Source organism: Loigolactobacillus backii (assembly GCF_003946275.1).
In the GTDB taxonomy this organism is placed as follows: Bacteria; Bacillota; Bacilli; order Lactobacillales; family Lactobacillaceae; genus Loigolactobacillus; species Loigolactobacillus backii.
The window spans coordinates 1-5,468 of record NZ_RHNQ01000096.1 but is presented as its reverse complement, the minus strand read 5'-3'; the positions used below and the strand labels follow the sequence as shown (position 1 = coordinate 5,468).

General features: G+C 39.5%; 3 protein-coding genes. 2 read left to right on the top strand and 1 reads right to left on the bottom strand.

Annotated elements, in window-relative coordinates; genetic code table 11:
- Positions 1 to 796 precede the first annotated feature (796 nt).
- Together EKM61_RS11215 and EKM61_RS11210 are read left to right on the top strand one after the other, a co-directional pair.
- Positions 797 to 2,125, top strand: a complete 1,329-nt coding sequence (locus EKM61_RS11215) for a hypothetical protein (RefSeq protein WP_068223205.1) — start codon at positions 797 to 799, stop codon at positions 2,123 to 2,125.
- A 420-nt stretch (positions 2,126 to 2,545) separates the two neighbouring features.
- Positions 2,546 to 4,723, top strand: coding sequence for a KxYKxGKxW signal peptide domain-containing protein (locus EKM61_RS11210; RefSeq protein ID WP_068223208.1), 2,178 nt, complete (start codon positions 2,546 to 2,548; stop codon positions 4,721 to 4,723).
- 91 nt (positions 4,724 to 4,814) lie between these two features.
- On the opposite strand, the gene EKM61_RS11205 is transcribed toward EKM61_RS11210, so the two are convergent.
- Positions 4,815 to 5,366, bottom strand: coding sequence for a hypothetical protein (locus EKM61_RS11205; protein ID WP_125636221.1), 552 nt, complete (start codon positions 5,364 to 5,366; stop codon positions 4,815 to 4,817).
- Positions 5,367 to 5,468: the final 102 nt, after the last annotated feature.

Below are 5,468 nucleotides of genomic sequence, written 5' to 3'. Positions count from 1 at the left end.
CTTTTTTATTTTTCTGATTTTCAAAACAGACAAAAAACCGGTATTAGTTATTCACCAATACCAGAAAGTGTAGACCCACAACTAAAAGGGGCTAGGGTTTTAAAGTGCTTGTTGCCCTGGAAATAAGTCGTTAGTTCTGTCAATTTGGCAATGAGCCTAGGGCAGTTCTTTAAGCGGATAAATTAAGTATTTGCGAACGTTCAAGTGATTCGTCTTGGTCGTTAGAACTAAGCTAGCACCTAAACGACTGGGACTAAATAACCAATTCTTTCGTTCCATTACGGCCAGCTTGATCTGGTGGTTATTTAAAGCAATTAATGGATCGCCTAAGAAACGTTTGAACGGTATTACCATAACCAAGTGGGACGTGATGAATTATTGCTTTGATGGTAAAATTATTTAATAACTGCCGTAATTGTTCTAGACTTAATGCTGTACTTTTTGGCAATTGCATAACCACTATAAGTGATCATTTTTGAATCGTTTGGATAATAAAATAAAGCCAGCGCATTCTCAACCTAAGCCTTTAAAGTGGTCTAAGTGATCGCCGTAAAATAAAAATAATGCTGGCGTGAATGGATCTAACCTATTATTTCTGAATTTAGTGATACAGAAATAATTTTTTCCGACATAAAGGTCCGCTAATATTCTTGCTAGAATTAGCATACCAAGAATTTAGGGAGCCGCATAGACAGGTTGTTATTTTCTGCTTACGCCTTAAACGCCAATAAATGAACAGTCACCAAAAAAGTAAGCAATAAATTAAACGCAATAAAATAATATTAGGGGAAATTCGATGGCAAAAAAGACGCAGTTTAAACTATGTAGGGCTAAAAAGAACAGACTAGTTGGTTGTATTTTAGTTGGTGGCATCATGTCATTATTAATGGCCGTTAGTGCAACTGCCGCGCCCAAGTCAACGGTTAGCGCCGCACAAATAAATGGCCAAGGTCGCGTTGAGGCGAAGTTAAGTGGTGCCGCCAGTGAAATTGTGGGGCCACACAATTTAGCAAAACAGCCGACAAGGTCCGCCCCAATTTCATCAATAAAATGGGACCCAAAGGAGTTAGTGGTTGGTCCCGATACAATTGACGCCACTAGCTATTCAATGCGAGCTGCATCAGGTAAAACAACCCAATCTAGAACGACCACTTATCATTCAGTTGCCTTTTTACCGCAATACGGCACTTACACGAGTACCCAGACGAATACCAATTATGTTTTTGGTAAAGTTGGCCAACAAAGCTCACTGCAAGGGGTCCAGACAACGACTGATGGAACTTTTTACGCACTTTATAACGAAGATGACGGCAGTAAAACGGTGCAGAATCATTTCTTTATTATGGCAATCAAACCTGAATTAATGCACGATTTAGCCAGTAATCCAAATTATTTAGTGGGGACAAATGGGCAATTGACGACTAATTTTGCGACGCAGGCGAGTTTGGGTAACATCAGTTTTAGTGCGCCTTTTTTAAGCTTTGGTCACGGCCAAGGATTTTCCAGCAACGGCAAGCAACTTTACTTTTTAGACACAAATAAGACTAGTAATGATCGACTTAAAATTTATCAAATTGATCCCACCAAGCAGTTTAAACAGACCTTGCTGGCCGCTACCCGAACTTGGTACCCGGCCAATTTAGTTAACCGGGCCAACCGGTTAGATGTTGAAAATATGGCCTTCACTGGGCCGCACACTTTTTATTATGTGCGCACAAATCCTGATGGGGTGCACCCTGATTCAATGAAGGGGACGGCAGATACAGCACCGGCTTTGACCTTATTTAAAGGTAAGCTTAAGGCCGGCAGATTGACTTTGCACAGTTACACTCAAGGTCTACCGGCGCCAACAGTTTGTGGCAGTCGAAACGTTCAGTTACAGGGGATGAGCTACGATAAGGCCAACGATACACTAAACATTAGTTACAACGGCGTGGTTCAGAGTTTTAATTTGACTAACTACTTAGCTTACAATAATAAAACTGGCGCTAAGCAGAAATTCAGTTATGACTTTATGCAGTTAAATGGCGCTGGTCAGAAGCGAGAAACCGAGAGCACCACTTATCTAAACGGCAAGCAGTACCTACTTGAAGGCCAGAATATTGAAATTTTAACCAAAGAGTGACTAAAGGGGCGTTTAGGGTCCATTTTTGGCGGCTTTAGGTCGTGTTTGGGAAATACCTTTATTAGTATTTACCGATCTCATTTAGTGAAAACGTGTTTGAAAAGGAGTGCACCAAAAGTCGGTTTTGGGTTCACTGCGTAACGTAAGCTAATTCAATAACCGTACTATGGTTATTGAATTAGCTGTAGTTAGGCACGTAAACCCAGACTTTTGGCGCACGTTCTGGAGTAATATTCGGAAACAATAAGAGGCTAGGGCTTTTTGTCCCAGCTCCTGAACCCGCTCTAGCCCAATTACAAGAATCGCTACAGCGAGTAAGGATCAATTTTCTAATATTTCAAAAAAATGGGTCAATTTTTCACGCTGAAAGTGCTATCCTATAGGAGTACCATAATTAATTTAAGGGTCGAGGGGATATCTATGGAGTCAGAACGAAAAGTACATTTTAAGCTTTACAAGGCAGGTAAGAAGTGGCTTGCTGCCGGTATTATCATGGGAGGAATTGGTCTAGCAACGACCGTTTCGGCTAATGCCGCAACAACGCCAGCAACCGACGCAACAGCTGTAACATCGGCTGCACCAACGTCAACTGCACCAGCATCTACCGCTACTTCTGTTGCACCATCATCAGCGGCCAGCCAGGCAGCAACAACGCCAAAGGCAGCAGCTAACTCAGCAACAGCAATACCAGTTTCTTCGGCCGCAGGAACGCCGACGGCAACTAGTGGCACAGCAACAAGTAGTACGGCTGCAGCAAGTAGTGTTGCCGTGAAACCAGCTGCGATGGCAGTTCAACCACGTGCAGCTACAACAAACCAGACGTCAGATGTTCAGGCAACACCTGCTGGTACACCAGTTGCGCCGGCTACAACTGCGCCAGTGCAGTCTAATGAATATAAGGGCCAGGCTCATTTAAATACGGATACTGACGGTGAGACCATTAATGGTACGGTCTATAACAATGCAGTTAAGGGTGGCACAGAGAGTTACAAAACATATACTTATATGCCACAATTTGGTTCTTTTACCAATAATGGAACTACCTATAATTTAAAAGATGGATCTTCAATGCAAAGTGTGATGCTAACTAAAAACGGTTCGTTATATGCTTTGTATAATGATGGCCAAAATAATTTATTTGTAATGGGAATGGATAAGACTGCGCAAGCACAGGCTGTTTCTAATAACCAAGTTATCTATCAAGGTTTTGCATATGCTGATGGTGGTACTGCTAATTCTACAAGCGCTGCTTATGGAAAGAGTTTTCAGACTTTGGTGAATGCAGGTCACGTTACGTTTAGTTCAATTATCAAGAATGGTGGACATGGGCAGAGTTTCAGCACAGATGGAACTAAGTTATACTTATTGTCAAGTTCTAATACGAATGGTAATGGAGCTGCAACAATTTATGCAATTGATCCAAGCAAAAATTTAGCTGTTACAACATTGGCAAAATCAGGTGTTTGGTATCCGTATAGTGGAACCAATGCTAGCGATGCCCTTTACTTGTTTGATTTGGCATTTCAAAATGATCATACATTCTATTTTGCTCGAACAATGAACACTGGTAATGTAGTTGCCAAAGCACCTACTCTGGCTTTATTTAAGGGAACTATTGACAATGGAAAGATTAGTTTACAACAATTTCAACAAGTTATCCCAGCTGTAACTAATGCTAAGAAAAATATTGCACTGCAGAACCTTAGTTATGATCCAACAACTGACACTATGTATGCAATTTATAACGGGGTTATCGAGAGCTTTAATTTAACTAGCTTCATTAATAATCCGGCTAAGGTACAGTATAAATTTGTTCAATTGAGTGGAAATGCACAGAATCGTGAAACGGAAAGTATTACGTTCATGAATGGTTATAGTTACATTCTTGAAGGTCAAGAAAACGAAATCTTAACCAACAAGCCAGCCGATTCAACAACGACACCTTCTAAACCAACAAATCCAACTAATCCAGCACAAAAAGATGGTTGGAGTGGCGCTAGTTATTACCAAAATGGTAGTAAATTAACTGGTTTCCAAACAATTGCTGGTCAAAACTATTTGTTTGACCAAAGTGGTTCTGCTAAAACTGGTGTTCAAAAAGTAAATAACACTTACTATGATTTCGGCAGTAACTATGCGGCAATCAAGAACTCTTACGCTAAGTCACAGTGGGGCGACTGGTACCTCTTTGGTAGTAATGGTAAGATCCAAACGGGCGTCCAAAAGTGGGCTGGCACGTATTATTATTTCGATCCCCACACTTATTTGAAACGCACCAACGCTTACTTACAATCACAATGGGGCGATTGGTACTTGTTTGGTAGCACTGGTAAGATTCAAACTGGCTTGCAAAAGTGGGCTGGTACTTACTATTACTTCGATGCAACTACTTATTTAAAGCGCACCAATGCCTACGTTAAATCTGCTTGGGGTGATTGGTACATGTTCGGTAGCAACGGTCGGATCGTGACTGGCTGGTACCGTTACATGGGTCATTTATACTACTTCATGCCTGGTACTTACTTAAAAGCAACCGGCTATTTCTACGTTAACGGCCAGAAACATTACGCTAACGCTGCCGGAATCGTTCTTTGGTAAAATGATTTAAGGTCAATATATTTAAATAAATACACTAGAATAACTGTTAGCAGTCACTCTAGTGTATTTATTTTGGTAAAAATATTTTATATCACTCATTCTTTGTTGGATAATATTGTGCTTTTTTACGATGATGGAACATTATTCTGATTATTAATAGTAACCAGGAAATTAGGCAAATTATTGATAAAATGTGGAACAATGAACCGGCTTTATAATTAAGAATCAAGGTATTAGCTCCTGGTTTGGAATTTATGATGAGAGCACCAATTGCTGTAGTTTTAAAGTTCTTAGATAATGAATTACCGTTTAGCCGTAAACATGTATGCTTATATTTAATTACTGAAAGTTGGATGTCATGATTGGAATTATTATGATTAAACCAGCTCAATTTTAAATCACCATTTTTGGTTACGGTTTTATGAATATTGGTTTTATTGTTAATGATTTGTTGTGAATATTGATAGTAGGGATTTAGTTGCTCAAAAGTAATTGATTTGGGTTGGTTTACTATTGGTAAATAATCGGATGTTGGTTTTTCAACCATTTTTAATCCATTTACCAAATCATTATGTTTTTGAAAACTAGTTCTAACTATATTAGGATCTTTTGAATGAACTTGTGTATTGCTTTGGACAGCCACTACTTGATTGCCGTGCCAAATATTAGAGACTGTAAAATAGTTTGTGTAAGGATGAATGATTCCTTAAATTAATTTTCAAAAACATTAGAAAAAGGAGTTCCT

Coding starts and splice junctions, on each gene's coding strand:
- EKM61_RS11215 (WP_068223205.1), top strand. CDS start 797: ATGGCAAAAAAGACGCAGTTTAAACTATGTAGGGCTAAAAAGAACAGA.
- EKM61_RS11210 (WP_068223208.1), top strand. CDS start 2,546: ATGGAGTCAGAACGAAAAGTACATTTTAAGCTTTACAAGGCAGGTAAG.